The 18,102-nt window shown below is 58.6% G+C and carries 19 protein-coding genes; 8 read left to right on the top strand and 11 right to left on the bottom strand.

Annotation, left to right across the window (positions count from 1 at the left end):
- Nucleotides 1-10: 10 nt before the first annotated feature.
- Complete coding sequence (locus GOW40_RS09760) at nucleotides 11-796, top strand: DUF2189 domain-containing protein (protein ID WP_171130029.1); 786 nt, start codon at nucleotides 11-13, stop codon at nucleotides 794-796.
- Here GOW40_RS09760 and GOW40_RS09755 read toward each other — a convergent pair.
- Genes GOW40_RS09755 through GOW40_RS09735 form a run of 5 tightly spaced genes read right to left on the bottom strand, consistent with a single transcriptional unit; the run spans nucleotide 785 to nucleotide 4,421 of the window.
- Complete coding sequence (locus GOW40_RS09755) at nucleotides 785-1,555, bottom strand: helix-turn-helix transcriptional regulator (protein ID WP_171230948.1); 771 nt, start codon at nucleotides 1,553-1,555, stop codon at nucleotides 785-787. The genes GOW40_RS09760 and GOW40_RS09755 overlap by 12 nt on opposite strands.
- Nucleotides 1,555-1,701, bottom strand: a complete 147-nt coding sequence (locus GOW40_RS09750; RefSeq protein WP_171130025.1) for a hypothetical protein — start codon at nucleotides 1,699-1,701, stop codon at nucleotides 1,555-1,557. Before GOW40_RS09750 ends, GOW40_RS09755 begins: the two co-directional genes overlap by 1 nt.
- Nucleotides 1,701-2,261: an acetolactate synthase small subunit gene (ilvN, locus tag GOW40_RS09745; protein ID WP_171130023.1), complete on the bottom strand. Its 561-nt coding sequence runs from the start codon at nucleotides 2,259-2,261 to the stop codon at nucleotides 1,701-1,703. Before ilvN ends, GOW40_RS09750 begins: the two co-directional genes overlap by 1 nt.
- Nucleotides 2,261-2,665, bottom strand: coding sequence for a hypothetical protein (locus GOW40_RS09740; RefSeq protein ID WP_171130017.1), 405 nt, complete (start codon nucleotides 2,663-2,665; stop codon nucleotides 2,261-2,263). Before GOW40_RS09740 ends, ilvN begins: the two co-directional genes overlap by 1 nt.
- A 4-nt stretch (nucleotides 2,666-2,669) precedes the next feature.
- Entirely contained in the window at nucleotides 2,670-4,421 is a 1,752-nt protein-coding gene (locus tag GOW40_RS09735) for an acetolactate synthase 3 large subunit (RefSeq protein ID WP_171130014.1), read from the bottom strand.
- A gap of 422 nt (nucleotides 4,422-4,843) precedes the next feature.
- Between GOW40_RS09735 and GOW40_RS09730 the strand changes: the two genes are divergently transcribed.
- Nucleotides 4,844-5,230, top strand: coding sequence for a VOC family protein (locus tag GOW40_RS09730; protein ID WP_171099670.1), 387 nt, complete (start codon nucleotides 4,844-4,846; stop codon nucleotides 5,228-5,230).
- A 74-nt stretch (nucleotides 5,231-5,304) separates the two neighbouring features.
- On the opposite strand, the gene GOW40_RS09725 is transcribed toward GOW40_RS09730, so the two are convergent.
- Nucleotides 5,305-5,949, bottom strand: coding sequence for a response regulator transcription factor (locus GOW40_RS09725; protein ID WP_171130012.1), 645 nt, complete (start codon nucleotides 5,947-5,949; stop codon nucleotides 5,305-5,307).
- Nucleotides 5,949-7,382: a cache domain-containing protein gene (locus GOW40_RS09720; protein WP_171099666.1), complete on the bottom strand. Its 1,434-nt coding sequence runs from the start codon at nucleotides 7,380-7,382 to the stop codon at nucleotides 5,949-5,951. The genes GOW40_RS09725 and GOW40_RS09720 overlap by 1 nt, the downstream gene beginning before the upstream one ends.
- A gap of 250 nt (nucleotides 7,383-7,632) precedes the next feature.
- On the opposite strand from GOW40_RS09720, the gene GOW40_RS09715 reads away from it, so the two are divergent.
- The 3 genes from GOW40_RS09715 to GOW40_RS09705 all read left to right on the top strand — a co-directional run bounded on the left by GOW40_RS09715 (nucleotide 7,633) and on the right by GOW40_RS09705 (nucleotide 12,132).
- Nucleotides 7,633-8,715 (top strand): TRAP transporter substrate-binding protein, encoded by a 1,083-nt coding sequence (locus tag GOW40_RS09715; protein WP_171099665.1) that lies wholly within the window; start codon nucleotides 7,633-7,635, stop codon nucleotides 8,713-8,715.
- 118 nt (nucleotides 8,716-8,833) lie between these two features.
- Nucleotides 8,834-9,760, top strand: coding sequence for a TRAP transporter small permease subunit (locus GOW40_RS09710; protein WP_171130010.1), 927 nt, complete (start codon nucleotides 8,834-8,836; stop codon nucleotides 9,758-9,760).
- Nucleotides 9,761-9,777: 17 nt separating this feature from the next.
- On the top strand, nucleotides 9,778-12,132 hold the full coding sequence (locus tag GOW40_RS09705; RefSeq protein ID WP_171130008.1) for a TRAP transporter large permease subunit: 2,355 nt from the start codon (nucleotides 9,778-9,780) through the stop codon (nucleotides 12,130-12,132).
- Nucleotides 12,133-12,266: 134 nt separating this feature from the next.
- On the opposite strand, the gene GOW40_RS09700 is transcribed toward GOW40_RS09705, so the two are convergent.
- The 4 genes from GOW40_RS09700 to GOW40_RS09685 form a co-directional block, all read right to left on the bottom strand.
- Nucleotides 12,267-12,656: a VOC family protein gene (locus GOW40_RS09700; protein WP_171130006.1), complete on the bottom strand. Its 390-nt coding sequence runs from the start codon at nucleotides 12,654-12,656 to the stop codon at nucleotides 12,267-12,269.
- A gap of 6 nt (nucleotides 12,657-12,662) precedes the next feature.
- Nucleotides 12,663-13,487, bottom strand: a complete 825-nt coding sequence (locus GOW40_RS09695) for an arginyltransferase (protein ID WP_171130004.1) — start codon at nucleotides 13,485-13,487, stop codon at nucleotides 12,663-12,665.
- Between the two features lie 75 nt (nucleotides 13,488-13,562).
- Nucleotides 13,563-13,994, bottom strand: coding sequence for an RDD family protein (locus tag GOW40_RS09690; protein WP_171130002.1), 432 nt, complete (start codon nucleotides 13,992-13,994; stop codon nucleotides 13,563-13,565).
- Between the two features lie 63 nt (nucleotides 13,995-14,057).
- Nucleotides 14,058-14,480 carry a DUF2852 domain-containing protein gene (locus GOW40_RS09685; protein WP_171130000.1) on the bottom strand — a complete coding sequence of 141 codons (423 nt, stop codon included), beginning with the start codon at nucleotides 14,478-14,480 and terminating at the stop codon, nucleotides 14,058-14,060.
- A 97-nt stretch (nucleotides 14,481-14,577) separates the two neighbouring features.
- Between GOW40_RS09685 and GOW40_RS09680 the strand changes: the two genes are divergently transcribed.
- The 3 genes from GOW40_RS09680 to GOW40_RS09670 are packed head-to-tail and all read left to right on the top strand — an operon-like array spanning nucleotide 14,578 to nucleotide 18,069.
- Complete coding sequence (locus GOW40_RS09680; RefSeq protein ID WP_371731830.1) at nucleotides 14,578-15,027, top strand: DUF4440 domain-containing protein; 450 nt, start codon at nucleotides 14,578-14,580, stop codon at nucleotides 15,025-15,027.
- Entirely contained in the window at nucleotides 15,024-17,810 is a 2,787-nt protein-coding gene (locus GOW40_RS09675) for a glutamine-synthetase adenylyltransferase (protein ID WP_171230947.1), read from the top strand. Before GOW40_RS09680 ends, GOW40_RS09675 begins: the two co-directional genes overlap by 4 nt.
- The gene (locus GOW40_RS09670; protein ID WP_171129996.1) at nucleotides 17,797-18,069 is read left to right on the top strand and encodes a hypothetical protein; all 273 of its coding nucleotides are present in this window, start codon (nucleotides 17,797-17,799) and stop codon (nucleotides 18,067-18,069) included. The genes GOW40_RS09675 and GOW40_RS09670 overlap by 14 nt, the downstream gene beginning before the upstream one ends.
- The last annotated feature ends 33 nt before the right edge of the window (nucleotides 18,070-18,102 follow it).

The raw sequence follows: 18,102 nt of genomic DNA, 5'->3' as shown, positions 1-18,102 counted from the left end.
GAACAGGGTGATGGATAAATCCTTTGGGGTCCCAGACCTGCGCCCGGCCAATACGGGGATGCTGAAACAGGCGCTGCATATGGCCTGGGCCGATCTGCGCCGCGCGCCGGTTTTTGGTCTGCTGTTTGCGGGCTTCTACGTCATCACGGGCTGGCTCATGGCCTGGGTCACGCTCGAAACCGGCACATCCTATTGGCTGGTTCTGGCGGCCATCGGGTTTCCACTGCTGGGCCCTTTCGCCGCCGTGGGGCTTTATGAGGTATCGCACCGATTGGAACAGGGTGAGCCTTTGGAGTTCAAGGCAATCTTCGGAGTTGTCCTGCAGCAAAGCCGTCGGCAGCTGCCGTCGATCTGCGCCATCATCGTGGTGATGTTCCTGTTCTGGTTCTTTCTTGGCCACATGATCTTTGCGCTGTTCATGGGGCTGTCGACCATGACCAATGTGTCCTCGTCGCTGCAAGTGTTCCTGACACCCAACGGGTTGACCATGCTGGTGGTCGGAACAGCGGTGGGCGCGGTTTTTGCCCTTGTGCTCTATATGATCACCGTGTTGTCGATCCCGATGCTGCTGGACCGCGAGCTGGATTTCGTCTCGGCCATGATCGCGAGTTTTTCCTATGTCCGGGTCAATCTGAAAGTGATGCTGATCTGGGGTTTGCTGATCGCGGTCTTTACTTTCGTGGCGATGATCCCCTGGTTCCTGGGTCTGTTTCTGGTGCTGCCGCTGCTGGGTCATGCCAGCTGGCACCTCTACCGGTTGATCACTGTTGATAGTGACGGCGCCTCAGCCGCGTGACAGGCGTGCAATGGGCAGTGCCGTCGACACCAAGCGCCCAAGATAGCGCAGTTTGAGCTGTTGCGGCGTGAGCGAAGAGCCGTGTGACATCTTCGACAGCGTGCCGGACCATTCCTCATCCTCTGTCGCGCGGGAAAACACCATCATGCGCTGATCTTGTGCATTGCGGCGCGACATCAGGATCAAAAGGCTGGTCTGTGTTGCGACAACCATGCCTTGAACCTCGCGTCCCTGCGGTGAGTGCGCTGAAGTCGAGCCGCGCGGTTCATATCCGCGCAACAGGGTTGTGTGCCCAACATGACGAATATGTACCAGGCTATGATGCGTTGTGGCATGCGCCTCGGGTGCATCGGCAAGCAATTGGTAAAAACCGCTCGCGAGGGTGGGTTTTTCTTTGGGTACCAAAAAACGGTCGAGCATTTCGGCTGCAGGATGTGGGTGCGTCTGGGTGATTTCATCCAAAGGCTGCAAGAGAATCCGGGCGTCCACGCCGAAGAATCGGCAAATGCGCTCCAATACCTCGGGCCGGGGAAAGTTCTGTCCTGACAGATAACGGTTGAACTGTGTGCGGTTCATCCCCAGTTGACGACACAACCCCGAGACCGACGGGTATTGGCTCGCCAGAACGCGTAGATTAGCCCCAAAAACACCCTGTGTTTCAGATCGGCTGACGCTTAGGTCGGTTATGCTTGTCCCAAGTTCGTATTGCAGGAAAAAACACAACCGCACCAATCTGGTACGTGCTGCAGTCACACTCATCAACCAAAAGCGGCGGGCAGAGAAATCAACCACGCAGCGACCTTCAGGCTAATCGGATAAGCCTGAAGTTCAATGGTCTTTTTGAGGTATTGTCTGATGTTTAGCGCAAAACCCTCGGAGCGATCACCGGGGGTGTACTTTTTCATCAATCGCCACGCAAAAGTGCGGCAACACCGGTTCGGGCAACCTCGATCAGGCCCAGAGGGCGCATCAGATCGGCGAAAGCATCAATCTTGTCGGGCGCACCGGTGATTTCGAAAATGAACGAGTTCAGGGTGCTGTCGACCACATTGGCGCGGAAGATATCGGCCAGTCTTAGCGCCTCGACCCGTTTGTCGCCTTCGCCCACGACCTTGATAATCGCCAGTTCCCGTTCGACCGAGGGGCCTTCGACGGTCAGGTCATGCACGTCATGCACGGTCACAATCCGACCCAACTGCGCCTTGATCTGTTCGATCACCTGCGGCGTGCCGGTGGTGACGATGGTGATCCGGCTGAGGTGGCCGGTGTGGTCCACCTCGGCCACGGTCAGGCTTTCGATGTTATAGCCGCGGCCCGAGAACAGCCCGATCACACGGGCCAAAACACCGGGTTCGTTCTCAACCAGAACGGCGATCGTATGGCGCTCCTGCACGTCCGAGAAGGTGGGGCGTAGATTATAGGCCGAATGGCGGGTGGAGCCTTTTTTGATATGTAGGGCAGACATTAGTCGGCATCCTCTATTAGAGCGTCTTCTGAGAAACGACCACGTACCATCATGACGTTCAGTGCCATTTGAGCAGCCTTTCGAAGGTCTTCCCATGCAGAGAGTGCGATAGCTGCACTCAACTCGGGAAGGGGGTTACGCGTGCGACGGCTGACGTCAGTTAAAGCACGGGAGTATTCTCGAAGCGCGATTTCTTCAGATTTCGTATAGATCGGTTTCGGAAAGCAGAATGCCGTGTCGTCAAACACGTCGTCCCATTGATTTATGACTTCGTTTGTGACCGAGACCGAAGGTGTATTTTGTTGGTACTCACGTTGACTGGGCCACGAAGATGCAAGCTCCAGCGCTTCGATCTGACGATTGCGAAGTCTCTGGTACACCAACATGTTTTCGTGGCCAGCCATGCGTTTACACCAACACCGACCCTTTGGAATCGATCACGCCCTGCGTTTCGGCCTCACCCAGCAGCATCTCGTTATGGGCTTTGCCTGACGGGATCATGGGGAAGCAGTTTTCGTGCTTTTCGACCAGACAGTCGAAGATCACCGGACCATCGTAGTTGATCATCTCCATGATCGCGTCATCCAGATCGGCTGGATCGGAACACAGGATGCCTTTGGCGCCAAAGGCCTCTGCAAGTTTGACGAAATCGGGCAGGGCCTCGGACCAGCTATGCGAGTATCGCTCGCCATGCAGCAGTTCCTGCCACTGGCGGACCATGCCCAGACGTTCATTGTTGAGGATGAACTGTTTCACCGGCAGGCGGTACTGCACGGCGGTGCCCATCTCTTGCATGTTCATCAGCCACGAGGCCTCACCCGCCACGTTGATAACCAGCGCATCGGGGTGCGCCATTTGCACGCCGATTGAGGCGGGGAAGCCATAGCCCATCGTGCCCAGCCCGCCCGAGGTCATCCAGCGGTTGGGGTCTTCGAAACCCAGATATTGCGCCGCCCACATCTGATGCTGGCCCACTTCGGTGCAGATATACCGGTCGTGGTTTTTGGTCAGTTCTTCCAGCCGTTGCAGCGCGTGTTGCGGCTTGATGGTCTTTTCGCTGGCGGTGAAGGCCAGACAGTTCACCTTGCGCCACTCGGAAATCTGCGCCTGCCAGCTTTTCACAGCCGCCGCGTCCGTCTTGCGGCCGCGCGATTTCCAAACTTTCAGGATGTCTTCCAGCACATGGGCGACATCGCCGACAATCGGGATATCGACGCGGATCACCTTGTTGATCGACGAGGGATCAATATCCACATGCGCTTTCTTGGAATTGGGCGAGAACGCATCCACGCGACCGGTGATCCGGTCATCAAAGCGTGCGCCGATATTGATCATCAGGTCGCAATCATGCATCGCCAGGTTGGCCTCGTAGAGACCATGCATTCCCAGCATCCCCAGCCAGTTCTTGCCCGAGGCCGGATATGCGCCCAGACCCATCAGGGTGGAGGTGATCGGGAATCCCGTGGCATCGACTAGTTCACGCAGCAAATGGCTGGCGGCGGGGCCCGAGTTGATAACGCCACCGCCCGTATAGAAGACGGGTTTTTTGGCGGTCTCCATCGCGGCGACCAGTTCAGTGATCTCTTCCAGATCACCTTTCAGAACCGGCTGGTAATGCGATGTAGAAGGCTTGGGTGCGCTATAGGTGCCCGATGCAAACTGCACGTCCTTGGGGATGTCGATCAGCACCGGGCCGGGGCGGCCCGAGGTGGCGACGTGGAACGCTTCGTGCATCGTTCCGGGCAGCGAATCCGTGTCCTTCACCAGCCAGTTGTGCTTGGTGCAGGGGCGGGTGATGCCGACAGTATCGGCCTCCTGAAACGCGTCCGAGCCGATCATGAAGGTGGGAACCTGTCCGGTCAGAACCACGATGGGGATCGAATCCATCAACGCGTCAGTCAGTCCTGTGACAGCGTTGGTGGCGCCGGGCCCCGAGGTCACCAGGGCAACACCCGGCTTTCCCGTCGCACGGGCATAGCCCTCGGCGGCATGAACAGCACCCTGTTCGTGGCGCACCAGAATGTGCCGGATGTCGTTTTGCAGAAAGATCTCGTCATAGATGGGTAGCACGGCGCCACCGGGATATCCGAATACCGTGTCCACGCCCTGATCCTTGAGGGCCTGAACCACCATCTTTGCGCCAGTCATCTCACGTGTCATCTGCTTTGCTCCGTTGGCGACATGTGTCTTGCGTTTCGCATAAAAAAAGCCCCCGATGATTTCGGAGGCGCATGGGTTCGATTATGGTTTACCGTTACCGGCCCATGCGCTTGGTTCCCACGATTACGACTAGCGTTCTCATCGCCAGAGGCTCCTTTTTGCGTTGGCAGCGACATTATGATCAGGGAATGGGGGCGTCAACAGGCAATTGCGCCAATTATCTAACCCAAGAGTGTAAAATTTTGACATTTTGTTGCGCAAAATGACGCATGTTGAGAAATTTCCGCGAAGCTGATGCTGTGAGAGTCGTGTCGAGCGCGCCGGAGTCCGGTCTTTGGGGCTGCGATGCAGCTCGGTATCAAGCCAAGCTGCCGGATCAGAGTTATGCTATTTTGTAGGTGAATTCAGCTTGGAGGCTTTCTGTGGCGCAGCTTTTGCAACTCACCCCTTTTGTCCTTTGCGCATCGCTGGAGCGGCAGATCCGGTTCTACTGCGATCGGTTGGGGTTCACCTGCACATTCCGGCAAGACAATTACGCGTTCTTGCGTCATGGCGCGGTGGCGATCCGATTGCTGGAATGCCCGCCGCGTGCTGATGGCAAACCGCTGGGGGATGAACACTCCTTTTATATCGACGTCGAAGGCATCGATGAATTGTACGAAAGCCTGCGTCCGGGCTTGGACGACCTGCCCGAAACCCGCGTGCGTGCCCCGTTTGACCAGCCGTACATGCAGCGGGAGTTTCATGTTCTGGATGAGGACGGAGCTTTGGTGTTTTTTGGCGAGGGTATTCAGAGCGCGGAAAGCTAGGTCTCCCGCTCATCGGCGACACGCCTGCGGCGCGTCTTCTCTTGTTGGGCCAGGCAGCGCGTTCCGCGCTGCGGTCAGAAATTGTGACCGGTGCCCTGCAGCATGCCATGTTCCAGCGCATAGCGGGTAAGGCCCGCGGTTGAAGAAATGCCCAGTTTGCGTTTGATGTTCTTGCGGTGGGTTTCGACAGTGCGCACCGAGATCTCCAACGCCTGGGCCACCTCTTTGTTGGATTTGCCCTGGGCCAGTTCCAGCAGGATGGTCTGTTCACGCCCGGTCAGCGCCTCGCGCGTGTCATCCTGTTTGGGTTGCAACGAACCACGAGCCCCGGTGCAGAGATATTGCTCGCCCTGCATGACCGCGTCGATCGCTTGTTTGATTTCATCTGTCGGCACATCTTTGAGCACATATCCCCGCGCGCCATGACTGAGCGCGGTCGAGATATATTCGGGGCTGTCATGCATGGACAGGATCAGAACGCGGGTATCTGGCAGGCGTTCGAGGATCATCTCGGTGGCGCTGAGCCCGCCGAGGCCGGGCATGTTCAGATCCATCAGGATTACATGCGGGTTCAGACGCAGAACCTGATCCACGGCCTCTTGACCATTATGGAGCGTGCCGACCACTTCGATTTCGTCATAGCTTTCCAGCAGTGACTGGATACCTTCGGCCACCATCGGGTGGTCATCGACGATTAGCACGCGGATGGGATCGGACATCAGGGGCTGGCCTTTCGCTTGGGAGTTGCGTCATCCTGCGGCGAGAGCAGGTGGCTCAGCGGCAGGCTCGCTTCGATCACCGTACCGCTTTGCGCGCCGCGTGATGACAGAATACGCAACGACCCGTCAAGCTGCTCGATCCGTTCCTGCATGTTGCGCAGCCCGATCCCGGTGCCGACGCTGCTGCGATCGCTGGGCAGACCGCGCCCGTTGTCGGTGATGCGCATGGTCGCGCCCTTAGTGTGGCCGCGCAGATCAATGGTCACGCGGGTGGCGCCCGAGTGACGTTCGATATTGGTCAGCGCCTCTTGCGCGATACGGTAGAGCGCGATTTTGCTGTCCTGATCCAGTCGGTTACGGAACACAACGGTCGAGAATTCGGTTTCAATTCCCGTGCGCTCGCGGAAATCATCGGTCAGCGCCTTGAGCGCGGGGCCAAGGCCCAGATCGTCAAGCACGCCCGGGCGCAGGTCGCGGCTGATGCGACGCACCTCGGAAATGGCGGTGCCCAGATTGTCGATGCCTTTTTCCAGCGGATCCTGTGCACCAGCCTCATCGCCCCGCGTCAGCCGACGGCGCGCATTGTCCAGCGCATAGCGCACACCCACCAGAATCTGGCTGATCCCGTCATGCAATTCGCGGGCAACCCGGCCGCGTTCCTCTTCTTGCGCATCGAAAACCCGCTGGGTCAGTTCCTTGAGCCGCGCATCTGCAAGTCGTCTTTCCCGGATATTGAGCAGCATCCCCGAGGCAAACACGATCAGCACGGCGGCCAGAACAATAGCGCCGATATAGCGGAAGGTGCGCTGTACCCGCGCCTCGACCTCGGCGCGCGCATTGGCAACTGTTGCCACGATATCGTCGATGAAAACACCGGTGCCCACGGCCCACCGCCAATCCTGCAATCCAACCACATAGGCGATCATCTGCGCCTCTTCCCCGGTCGAGGGCTTTTGCCACATGAAGCTGTGCCAACCGGCCCCCTGGCGGGCGAGGCGGATGAATTCATCGACAATCGGCGTTCCATCCGCATCGGTCAGGCCTTCCCAATTGCGGTTGATAAACTCGGTCTGGCGCGGACTGACCAGATTGGTGCCATCATAGTCATAGACAAAGAAGAACCCGTCCTTTCCATAGATCATGGCCGACAGGATTTGGGTTACCAGGTTTTTGGCAATATCATCATCAGGTGCTGCGCGCCCGTAGATATAGGCAAAGCCGTTGCGGGCCTGTGTGACGTAATTGCGTAACTCCTCTTGCTTGGCTTCGATCAGGCGTGCCTCAAGCGCTTGGATTTCGCTTTCCGCGGTGGCGCGGGACTCATAGGCCACGACAAGCGCAATCGCAGCAACCGCCAAAAGCAATGGCAGCGCTGCCACCAGCGACAGTTTCTGCGCATAGGTCAACGTGATGAGGTTTCGCAATCCGCCCATGGACGAATCGATACGCAAGACGGGCTGAAATTGCAAAAAGATTGGGCGTATTTTGCAGCCAGCGCTTGGGCGAGCCCTGCGTTGCAGATCAAATCTGCCCAGAATTGACCCAAATGAGCCGAAAAAAGCCACTCGCCTACGCAGTAGTAGGTATTCACATAAATTTCTGCCGCATTAGGGTGACGGGCACTGAACTCGACTGACCCGGTGATTTGCCGGGTATTTGAATATGCAGGGGAGGAACACTCATATGGATCGTCGTTCATTTCTGAAAACATCTGCACTGGGCGGCTCGGCGGCTGCGGCCACCACGCTGGCAGCTCCGGCTTATGCGCAGGGCAATCGCAAACTGACCATGGTGACCTCGTGGGGTCGTGGTCTGGCAGGCGTGTTTGACAGCGCTCAGCGTTGCGCCGACAGCATCAACGCGATGTCGGATGGCAGCCTGACGGTTGAAATCAAAGCTGCCGGTGAACTGGTTGGCGCGTTCGAAGTTTTCGACGCCGTGTCATCCGGTCAAGCCGACATGTATCACGCCGCTGACTATTACTTTGTAGGTCAGCACCCGGGTTATGCGTTCTTTACAGCCGTTCCGTTCGGTATGACCGCGCAAGAACTGGTAAACTGGTACTATCACGATGGTGGTATGGAACTGCATGATGAACTGGGCCAGATCTTTGGTCTGAAATCGTTCATTGCAGGGAACACCGGTGCTCAGGCGGGTGGCTGGTACTCAAAAGAGATCAACAGCCCCGAAGACTTCCAGGGTCTGAAGTTCCGTATGCCGGGTCTGGGTGGTCAGGCGCTGGGTAAACTGGGCGCATCGGTTCAGAACATTCCGGGCTCGGAAGTGTATCAGGCGCTGTCGTCCGGTGCGATAGACGGAACCGAGTGGATTGGTCCCTGGGCCGACGAAAAAGCGGGCTTCCAGGAAATCACCAAGACCTACTACACTGCGGGCTTCCACGAGCCGGGCGCAGGTCTGTCGCTGGCGACAAACCGCGACGTGTTTGAAGAGCTGACACCGGCCCAGCAAAAGATCATCGAGATCGCAGCTGGTGAAGCGCACCAGTGGAACCTGGCGCAATTCCTGGCCAATAACGGTGCAGCGCTGCAGCGTCTGCAAGCCGGTGGTGTGAAGGTTCTGGAATTCCCGGATTCGGTCTGGGATGCGTTCGGTGCCGCAAGCCAGGAAGTTCTGGACGAGAACATGGGCGACGAGCTGTTCAAGAAAATCCACGACAGTGCAATGACTTCGATGGCCGCGTCGTCGGGTTGGCAGAACCTGTCGTCGGGTGCCTACACCGCGCAGCGCGACCGCGTTCGCGGCTAATCGCAACGCGCTTGATCAATCGGTTTCCCCGCGGTCGCGGGGAAGCCTTTCCCGTTGCACATAAGCGGTGCGGACACCGCCATAAACACACGTGCAACCGAGACGACCTGGGGACAACATGCAGGACGAAAACGGTATCTCGTTCTTCGGCGCCCTGTGGAACGGACTGATCTGGTTCGTTCAGAATATCGCCGAAGCCTTCTATAATTTCGGATACGCCATCACGCATCCGCAGCTGTGGCTGGACTGGTCAGACAAAGAGGCGATCATGCGCTTTGTCTATTACGGCGGTTCCGTCGAGTTCTTCTTTGTGGTGTTCACCCTGTTTCTGGTGCTGACCGTGATTGGTGTCATGTACCGCAATGTCATGTGGAACATGGTGCGCGGGCTGGAAGGGTTTGCCAACGTGACGGGGCGCTTCTTTGCCTGGGCGGGGCTGTTGATGGTGGTGCAACAGATCATCATCGTCTTCATGCAGCGCGTCTTTACCCGGGCTGATATGGCCTTTGGGTTCGGTATCCCTTTTCAGAAGGATATCAGTTGGTTCGCGGAAGAGCTTAAGCTTTATAACGCTATGGTAGTCTGCATGTGCTGTACCTACACCTTCGTGCAGGGCGGGCACGTGCGTGTCGACCTAATCTATGCGGGGATCAGCCACCGCGCCAAGCGCGTGGTCGATATGTGCGGCGCGCTGCTGTTCATGATGCCAATGGCGGTTCTGACCTGGATGTATGGCTGGTACTTCATGTGGCGTCACCTAATCGTGCCGAAACCGTCGGCCAGTGACACTCTGGATCGTTTGGTGGCCAAGTCGCGCGCCCTGCGCTGGAACGTTGAAACGATCGGGTTCAGCCCGAACGGGTTCAACGCGTATTTCCTGTTCAAGATCCTGCTGATGTTGTTTGCAGGCATGGTGTTCCTGCATGCCATAGCCTTCCTGTGGCGATCCTACCTGGAATATGTCGAAGGACAGGAAAGCACCGGGAAATACCTCGACAAGGACAGCCTTGGCGAAGGTGAAGAAGCCTACGAAGGCGCACATTAGGGACGGAGACCCAGACTATGCTATTCGGACTTGATGGCGTCGAAATAGGCCTCATTATTGTATTCTTCTGCCTCTTCGGAGGCATCTTGTCAGGCTTTCCGGTGGCTTTCGCCATTGGTGGTGCCGGGGTGATCTCGTTTGGGATCATCGCTGCGCTGGACAGTGCCGGGCTGTTGATCCACCAGGCGATTGACACAAGCTCGACCGCGTATCGTGATCTGGTGAATTCCGGGGTCAAACCCGATGTCATATCGGTTTTCCGATACCCCGAGTTACCGCGCATCGGTGAGCCGGTGTTCCCCTCGGGCTGGGAAACCGCGCTGGACCGCAACGTATCCTTCATTGTGAACCGCATGAACGAGCGTGTTCTGGCTGGTCAGTCGATCGAGACGCTGCTGGCGGTTCTAATGTTCGTTCTGATGGGCATCACGCTGGAACGCTCGAAGATCGCCAACGATCTGCTGACCACGATGGCGCGCGTCTTTGGCCCGCTGCCCGGTGGTCTGGCCGTGTCGATCGTGGTTGTGGGTGCGTTTCTGGCCGCTTCGACCGGGATTGTGGGCGCAACCGTGGTCACCATGGGCCTGCTGGCCCTGCCGACCATGCTGCGCAATAATTATTCGCCCGAGCTTGCCACCGGTGTCATTGCCGCCTCGGGCACGCTGGGTCAGATTATTCCGCCGTCGATTGTGATCGTTCTGCTGGGTACTCTGGCCGGGGATCTCTACTCCACGGCACAGGAAACCCGCGCGCAAGAGGCCGGATGTACCGATGCGCTGACCTATCTGGGTGAACCTGCGGTGGTTTCGGTGGGCACGTTGTTCCAGGCGGCCTTGCTGCCGGGGATCATGCTGGCGCTTCTCTATGCACTTTATGCCTTTGGCTATGCGTTGTTGAACCCTGACAAAGCGCCGGCTGTGGCCGTTTCTGGCGGATCGGGCGAGCCAATCACCCGTTCGGAAGGCCTGACCTGGCTGCTGGGTGTGCCTGTCGCGCTGATCGTCGGGACGGTTCTTTTGGGCAGTGCCGGAGTTGTCGGCAGCCAGAACATCTCGGTCTCGGCCTTCTCGGACATCACAGAAGGCGCGTCGTTGCGGACCAATGTGTCGGAAGAGTGTAAAGCTTCGATGATCGACCTGCATGGGCAGGCCGCCTGGGATCAGGCGGTGGCCGAACAGGAAGAGATCGACGCCGCCGGTGGTGCGGAGCAGTCCGAGCGCTTGACCGAAGAGGAACTGGCCGCAGCGCGCGAGGCCAAGATCGCCAATGCCGCACCCATCGGTAACGGGGTCGCAGTGATCGTGGTTCTGCTGGGTCTGACGCTGGCGCTGGGTCGCGGCATTGCACCGTCGCGGTCGCCTCAGCCACTGATCGTCGGGGCGATTGGCTTGGTGCTGATGCTGCTGGTGGATATTCTCTTCATCTCACCAACCACGTCGTCCGGCTGGACCTTTGTCAGGCTGGCGATCCCCTTTGGTCTGGCGATCTATGGCTGCAAAGAAGCAGCCATGCGCTGTGCCACAAATGATCTGATCCGCGTGGTCTTCCCCCCGCTCGTTCTGATCATCGCGGTGCTGGGCTCGATCCTGGGTGGTGTGACCAACCCTACGCCCGCTGCGGCTCTGGGCGCAGGCGGGGCCATCATGTTGGCGGCCTATCGCAAGCTCAAGGATCAGGATCGTTCGGCCAAGGTGATCATCTGGGCAACCTTTGCCGTGATCATTTGTCTGCTGCTGGGTGTGAACTTTGATTTGCGTGTCAATCAGGAAAGCGTGCCGTTCGAAAGCTGGGTTGCCTTCTTCTTTGCCTATGCAACTTACCTCTACGCGGTGTTCGGCCTGCTGTTTGGCTGCTGGGTGCTCTATACCAGTGGCGTGCTTACACCGGTGGTGCGTGAGACCGCCAAGGTAACCTCGATGGTCTTTACCATCCTGATCGGGTCGCAATTGCTGAACCTTGTGGTGATCTCGTTCGGAGGCGAGCATTACATCCAGCAGTTCCTGCGGAGTTTCGACAACGAGTTCACGGTTTTCCTGATCGTGATGCTGGTGTTGTTCATCTTGGGATTTGTGCTGGATTTCCTCGAGATCATCTACATCGTGATCCCCATCGTGGGCCCGGTGATCTATGGCGGGTCGTTTGACCCGAAATGGGTGACGATCATGGTGGCGGTGAACCTTCAGACCTCGTTCCTGACCCCGCCGTTCGGCTTTGCGCTGTTCTACCTGCGGGGCGTGGCACCAAAAGAGGTCACCACAGGCCATATCTATCGCGGCATTATCCCGTTTGTGATCATTCAGGTGGTTGGGATTGGGATCCTGTGGTTCTTCCCGACGATCGTGACCATCATCCCGGATCTGATCCCGAACTGATCGTGCAGATCGCTGTTACAATGGAAAGGGGGCCGCTGGGCCCCCTTTTCTTTATGCTTTGGGGAAGGGGCCAGCCCCTTCTTGGCCCGCGACCAATTCAAACCCGGGATATTTCCGGCCAGATGAAGAAACGATCAGGTGAACTGAATCAGATCCCAGCGATTGCCAAACGGATCTTGCCACACAGCGACGATACCATAGGGCTCGGTGCGGGGGTGTTCTTCGAAGGTGACACCCGCGGCGCGCATGGCAGCGTGATCGCGGCCGAAATCGTCGGTTTCGAGGAAAAAGCCCACGCGCCCACCGGTCTGATTGCCGATTGCAGCGCTTTGTTCAGGTCCTTCGGCGCGTGCCAGCAGTAATGAGCCATTAGAGGATCCTGGTGGTGCGACACGGACCCAGCGTTTGCCGTCGCCCAGATCTATATCCTGTAGAAGCGTGAAACCGAGCGTATCGGTGTAAAAGGCAATAGCGGTATCGTAGTCCGGCACCACCAGGGAGACGGCGTGAAGGGTCTGTCTCATAAAAGGTCAGCCTTTGGTTGGGTGACGGTCCGGCAGTTGGATATTGGCCACCTGTTCGGCAATGGGGGCCGAGGACAGGGGGTGATGCGACGTATTGGCGAGTGCCTGCGGATTTTCTACCGACTGCCACGCCCCGTTCAGGAAGACCTCAAGCCCCGTGAACTTGGCCTTGTAGCCCATCTTGGGGCTGCCGGGCACCCAATAGCCCAGATAGATGTATGGCAGACCCGCCTCGCGCGCGATCTCGATATGGTCGAGGATCATGTAGGTGCCCAGAGAGTTTTGGTGCTGATCGGGATCATAGAAGGAATAGACCATGCTGAGCCCGTCATCGAGCACATCTGTCAGGCTGACGGCAATCAGATCCTGACTGCTCGGGTCGCTGTATTCCACCACACGGCTGCGGATCGGTGTCTCTTCGATCATCGCGGCAAATTCGAACACATCCATATCGGCCATGCCGCCATCGGCGTGGCGCACGTCCAGATAGCGGCGGAACAGGTCAAACTGATCATCCGTAGCCCAGGGCGAGGTGGCACGGCGTTGCAGATGCGCGTTACGTTTGGCAGCGCGCTTCTGGCTTTTGCTTGGGCGGAATTTCGACACATCGATCCGCGCCGACAAACACGCGGCGCAATCGGTGCAGGACGGGCGGTAGAGCACGTTTTGTGATCGGCGAAACCCTTGTTGTGAAAGGGAATTGTTCAACCTGTCGGCACCTTCGCCCTGAAGCGCGGTGAACAGCTTACGCTCCATCCGGCCTTCAAGATAAGGGCAGGGCTGAGGAGCCGTCACATAGAATTGTGGCGCAATTGGCAGCGTGTGTCGCATATGGGTCCCGCGTTTCCTTGGCGGGATGATAGCAACCGTTTCCGGGCCCGCCAAGTGTTTCGCGAAAGCAGGCGATTATGCGCGCCTGTTGATCATTACCGTTCCTAGGAAAGCGTCGGTCAGACCCTGACCACGCGCGCTGGTGAGCATCATGACGACCGAAATGATCTGCAGGACAAAAAACGTCATGCTGACAAAGTAACCGGCCGTATGTGCGATGGCCTTGCCCAAATCCATACGTGCGCCAAACGCGTCGCGCAGTTCGATCCCCATAAAGCGCATGCCCAGGGTGGCTGATCCGTTCGAGATCGTCACCACGCGATAGATGAAACTGACCACGCCATAGATCAGCGCCAGCACGAAAATGCCCAGGCCAAAGGTCAGCAAGATAGCCACTGTGCACAAAAGCGAAATGAAGGCGATGTCGAACAGCCAGGCGACAAAGCGCTTGGTCGCAACAGATTGATAGAATTCCGGCTGGGTATCCGGATCAGGCAAATAGGTCATTTCTGATGTCCACGAAGGTTTTCAAATACCCTGTCCCGATTGAGGGGACAGGGCAAGCTGTGATCAGGCCGGTTCACCGTTTTCAGGTTCATCACGGTTGTCGCGGGCGCGTTCATCCATGAACTCGTCGAACTCGGCCTTGTCCTTGGCTTCGCGCAGTCGGCGCAGGAACGCTTCAAAGTCTTTCTGCTCACGTTCCAGCCGGGCCAGAGTATCGGCCTTATAGGCGTCAAACGCGCTGTTGCCCGAAGGTTTCATAGCGCTCATGTGGCTGTTCCAGGAAGAACGGCGGCTGCAGGATTTGCTGAACATGCGTTTGCTCCAGATCATATAGGCAAGAAAGGCCAGGCCGATGGGCCAGAAGAAGATAAAACCAAGCACCATGGCAGCGATCCAGGCACCTTTGCCCTTGCTGTCCAGCCAGGCCTCGGCGCGGTGCAGCCATCCCGGATTGGAAGGGACGACGGTGTCGGACAATGCGGTCATATTGAGGTCTCCGGGGTTGATGTAAATTGCGTTCACATCTAACAGATGGGAGGGCCTGGTCCGGCTTGCAAGGGGTAAATGTGAAAAAGATTTACATTTGCCTGAATTGGCCAACTTGCCCGTTGACGCGGTGGCCGTTCAGGCGCAGGTTCCCGTCATGCAAAAGACTGAAAACACAAACGCTCCGTCCCTGAATGACATATTGGCTTTGGAGAAGCGGGTCTGGTCCGCTTTGGTCGAAGGGGATGCCCAGGCAGATCGCGCTCTGCTAACCTCGGATTTCCTGGGCGTCTATCCCACCGGGTTTGCCAATCGCGATGATCATGTGGGCCAATTCGCCGACGCGCCGACCATGGCCCGGTTCGAGTTGAGCGAAGAAAAACTTAGGGTACTGACCCCGGATATCGTTCTGCTGTCTTACCGGGCCGATTATCAACGACCGGGCGCGTCAGAATGGGAGGCGATGCTGATCTCGTCGCTGTGGGAAAGGCGCCACGACAAATGGCTCAACAGCTTTAGTCAGGACACGCCGCTGGAGCGGACATGACCGCGGCACTGACAGTCCGACGGATGCCGCGCGCATTCGACCCAGAATTGGGGGCTGAGACGCGTGAAAAAGTTTCGGATGTCACGTCAGAACAGGCTGAACTGATCGCCGGAACCGCTGGGTCCAGCCCCTATCTGAAAGGTTTGATCGAGCAAGAGGCCCCTTGGTTGGCCGAAGCGTTGCAGCAGCCCGACCAGGCACTGTCAGATGTGATGGCTGCGGTGCGCGATTTGGAACCGGCGCAGCTGAAACCGGGTTTGCGTCTGGCCAAGCGGCGCATGGCAGTGTTGACCGCTCTGGCCGACTTGGCCGGTGCGTGGCCATTGGAAAAGGTGACAGCAGCGCTGACGGATTTTGCCGCTTTGGCCGCCGATATGGCCGCCAAGGCCGAGATCGCAGCGCTGATCCGGCGCGGTAAACTGCCGGGTATGACCAAAGAGGATATAGCAACTGCGGGCGGGTTGATCATTCTGGCCATGGGCAAAATGGGTGCGCATGAGCTGAACTACAGCTCGGATATCGATCTGATCGTCTTGTTCGACGAGACGCGCTTTGATCCTGGTGATTTCTATGAGGCGCGCCACGGCATGGTGCGTGCGACGCGCAACATGTGTGCAACGCTCAGCGACAGGACTGCCGATGGCTATGTCTTCCGCACCGATCTGCGCTTGCGGCCAGACCCTGCGGTGACGCCTGTGTGCATGGCGACCGAGGCGGCCGAGCGGTATTATGAGAGTTTAGGCCGAACATGGGAACGCGCAGCTTATATCAAGGCGCGCCCCTGCGCAGGTGATCTGGCCGCCGGTCAGCGATTTCTGGACGCGCTGCGCCCCTTCGTCTGGCGCAGGCATCTGGATTTCGCGGCCATTCAAGACGCCCATGACATGCGCCTGCGCATCCGCGAGAACAAAGGCACCGGCGGGGGACTCAGCATCCCCGGTCACGATATGAAGCTGGGGCAGGGCGGCATCCGCGAGATCGAGTTCTTCACCCAGACCCGTCAACTGATCGCTGGGGGGCGCGACCCGGATCTGCGCCTGCGCGGCACGGTTCCGGGGCTTGCGGCCCTGGCCGAGAAAGGCTGGGTGCCAGCCGATGTGGCCGAGAAGCTGACGGATCACTACCGCGCCCATCGCGAAGTCGAACACCGTATTCAGATGGTCCATGACGCGCAGACCCACAAGGTGCCGCAATCCGAGGATGGCATCGCGCGGGTCGCCTGCCTGATGGGCATTGACAGTGCCGAGCTGACCTCTGACCTGACCCGCCGCCTGAGCGAAGTGCATGAGTTGACCGAAGGGTTCTTTGCCCCCGGTCAAACCGTGGCACCTGCGCCCGATCACGTCTTTGATCAGAAAATTCTGGCGCGCTGGCCCAGCTACCCGGCGCTGCGCTCGCAACGGGCCCGGCGCATCTTTGACCGTCTGCGTCCCGAGCTGTTGTCACGCCTGTCGCGCGCGGCGCAACCAAGTGAGGCGCTGGTGGCGCTGGATGGGTTTCTGTCGGGCCTGCCTGCCGGGGTGCAGCTGTTTTCCCTGTTCGAGGCCAACCCGCAACTGATCGATCTGCTGATCGACATCGTCGGCACCTCGCACGCGCTGGCCATGCACCTGTCGCGCAATGCATCTGTTTTTGACGCGGTGATCGGTGGTAGCTTCTTTGATGACTGGCCCGGACAAGCCGCTTTGCAGGCGGAGTTGGCGCAGGCGCTGAGCGCCGAAAGCGATTATGAAACGCAGCTGGATCTGGCGCGGCGCTGGTGCAAGGAATGGCATTTCCGCGTTGGCGTCCACCATTTGCGCGGGCTGATCAACAGCGCGCAGGCCGGGCAGCAATACGCTGATCTGGCGGGCGCGGTGATTGCGGCCATCCTGCCGTTTGTTGCTGCTCAATTCGCGCAGAAACACGGCCCGGCTCCGGGGCGGGGCGCTGCCGTATTGGGCATGGGGTCGCTCGGAGCGGGCCGGATCAACTCGCAATCTGATCTGGATGTAATCGTGATCTACGACCCGCTGGATCAGGACATGTCCGACGGCTCGCGCCCTTTGGCCACCCGCACCTATTACGCGCGTTTCACGCAGGCGCTGATCACGGCACTAACTGCTCCGATGTCGCAGGGGCGGCTCTATGAGGTCGACATGCGCCTGCGCCCCTCAGGCAATCAGGGGCCGGTGGCGACCAGTTGGGCCAGTTTCACCAACTATCAGCGCAACGAAGCCTGGGTTTGGGAACATCTGGCCCTGACCCGCGCCCGCGTGGTCGCTGGCGATGCAGGCTTGGCGAAGGATATCACCGATTTCCGTGCGCAGCTTTTGGCCGAGCCGCGCGACCCGGCCAAGGTCTTGAAAGAGGTTTCCGAGATGCGCGACCGTCTGGCGGCGGCCAAAGCACCCGCTGGGCTCTGGGACGCCAAGAACGGGCCTGGGCGCCTGATGGATATCGAATTGCTGGCGCAAACCGGCGCGCTCTTGTCCGGTTCGGTTCAACGCGATGTACATGCCGGGTTGGATGGCGCGGTCGCAGCCGGGCTTTTGCAGGTCGCAGAGGCGCAAACACTCAAGGATTGCTATGATTTATGCTGGTCCGTGCAATGCGCCGCGCGCCTGCTGTCAGGCAAGACAATCGAAGCCGACAAGATCGGCGAGGGCGGCACCGCATTCCTGTGCCGGGCCACGGGTTTCGACGATGTGGAGCAATTGCAGGAGGCGCTGCAAAACAGCTATACGACCGCTGCCGATATTATCGGCCGCGTGGTTGAGGAGGGTACAGATGGCGCGCAGTGACGATCCCAACGATCACAAGGGCCTGATCCGCGAGGCCTATCGCATCGATGGCATCACCCTGAAGGAATGCCGCAGCATCTTTCTGGACTGGGCGCTCAGCCTGCCTGTAGAGCGGGACCAGAGGCAAGCCCTGACCGATCTGCATGCACTCTATGTGGCCCAGGCTGCGGACCATCCGATGACGCAGGTGCTGGCCGAAGGGCTGCAAGCGGCCCAAACCCCCAAGCGGCGCGGCGGCTGGCGGTCTCGCCAGCGTTAGGCGCGCACACCGGGGGCTTTCACCTCTGCGCAT

Source organism: Ruegeria sp. HKCCA6707, assembly GCF_013033515.1.
GTDB lineage: Bacteria > Pseudomonadota > Alphaproteobacteria > Rhodobacterales > Rhodobacteraceae > Ruegeria.
This window is presented reverse-complemented; position numbering and strand designations above follow the sequence as displayed.

What these genes read in the sequence shown, in the direction of transcription:
- GOW40_RS09690 (WP_171130002.1), bottom strand. Translation starts at nt 13,994, where the DNA reads ATGACCTATTTGCCTGATCCGGATACCCAGCCGGAATTCTATCAATCT.
- GOW40_RS09720 (WP_171099666.1), bottom strand. Translation starts at nt 7,382, where the DNA reads ATGGGCGGATTGCGAAACCTCATCACGTTGACCTATGCGCAGAAACTG.
- GOW40_RS09700 (WP_171130006.1), bottom strand. Translation starts at nt 12,656, where the DNA reads ATGAGACAGACCCTTCACGCCGTCTCCCTGGTGGTGCCGGACTACGAT.
- GOW40_RS09670 (WP_171129996.1), top strand. Translation starts at nt 17,797, where the DNA reads ATGGCGCGCAGTGACGATCCCAACGATCACAAGGGCCTGATCCGCGAG.
- GOW40_RS09710 (WP_171130010.1), top strand. Translation starts at nt 8,834, where the DNA reads ATGCAGGACGAAAACGGTATCTCGTTCTTCGGCGCCCTGTGGAACGGA.
- GOW40_RS09740 (WP_171130017.1), bottom strand. Translation starts at nt 2,665, where the DNA reads ATGGCTGGCCACGAAAACATGTTGGTGTACCAGAGACTTCGCAATCGT.
- GOW40_RS09725 (WP_171130012.1), bottom strand. Translation starts at nt 5,949, where the DNA reads ATGTCCGATCCCATCCGCGTGCTAATCGTCGATGACCACCCGATGGTG.
- GOW40_RS09735 (WP_171130014.1), bottom strand. Translation starts at nt 4,421, where the DNA reads ATGACACGTGAGATGACTGGCGCAAAGATGGTGGTTCAGGCCCTCAAG.
- GOW40_RS09755 (WP_171230948.1), bottom strand. Translation starts at nt 1,555, where the DNA reads ATGAGTGTGACTGCAGCACGTACCAGATTGGTGCGGTTGTGTTTTTTC.
- GOW40_RS09675 (WP_171230947.1), top strand. Translation starts at nt 15,024, where the DNA reads ATGACCGCGGCACTGACAGTCCGACGGATGCCGCGCGCATTCGACCCA.
- GOW40_RS09705 (WP_171130008.1), top strand. Translation starts at nt 9,778, where the DNA reads ATGCTATTCGGACTTGATGGCGTCGAAATAGGCCTCATTATTGTATTC.
- ilvN (WP_171130023.1), bottom strand. Translation starts at nt 2,261, where the DNA reads ATGTCTGCCCTACATATCAAAAAAGGCTCCACCCGCCATTCGGCCTAT.
- GOW40_RS09760 (WP_171130029.1), top strand. Translation starts at nt 11, where the DNA reads ATGGATAAATCCTTTGGGGTCCCAGACCTGCGCCCGGCCAATACGGGG.
- GOW40_RS09685 (WP_171130000.1), bottom strand. Translation starts at nt 14,480, where the DNA reads ATGACCGCATTGTCCGACACCGTCGTCCCTTCCAATCCGGGATGGCTG.
- GOW40_RS09695 (WP_171130004.1), bottom strand. Translation starts at nt 13,487, where the DNA reads ATGCGACACACGCTGCCAATTGCGCCACAATTCTATGTGACGGCTCCT.
- GOW40_RS09715 (WP_171099665.1), top strand. Translation starts at nt 7,633, where the DNA reads ATGGATCGTCGTTCATTTCTGAAAACATCTGCACTGGGCGGCTCGGCG.
- GOW40_RS09750 (WP_171130025.1), bottom strand. Translation starts at nt 1,701, where the DNA reads ATGAAAAAGTACACCCCCGGTGATCGCTCCGAGGGTTTTGCGCTAAAC.